A 399-nucleotide genomic window follows, 5' to 3' on the forward strand; every position below is an offset into this window, starting at 1 on the left:
ACGATCGCGCGACGGCCGTAGTCGTCGTCGGGAGCGCTCGCCGCACCATCGCGAGAGGCGACTCCCATGCGCACCACCACACCTTCTTCTGCACCGGGCACCTCGGCCGCCGGTCTCCCGGTACCTGATCTCCTGGCATCCGATCCGGTCCCGACGACTGGCGAGCGCGCCCTCGTGCTCGGGGGCGGCGGGTCCACCGGCAACGCGTGGCTGATCGGCGTCGTCGCCGGTCTGGCCGACGCCGGGCTGGACGTGTCCACGACGGCCGACCTGACCGTCGGGACGTCAGCCGGGTCGACGACGGCGGCGCAGCTCGCCGGTGCGACGCCCGCGGAGCTGTACGCCGCCGCTCTCGTCGCGCCCACGCGCCCGCAGGCGGGACCGGGTGCCCCGCGCGCG

At 75.7% G+C, this 399-nt stretch carries 1 pseudogene; it reads left to right on the forward strand.

Going from position 1 to position 399, the window contains the following annotated elements:
• Window positions 1–66: 66 nt before the first annotated feature.
• Window positions 67–399: pseudogene (locus G3I78_RS52695) on the forward strand (hypothetical protein); the annotation flags it as partial.

The sequence above is a fragment of the Streptomyces sp. SID13726 genome (assembly GCF_010548375.1).
GTDB lineage: Bacteria > Actinomycetota > Actinomycetes > Streptomycetales > Streptomycetaceae > Streptomyces.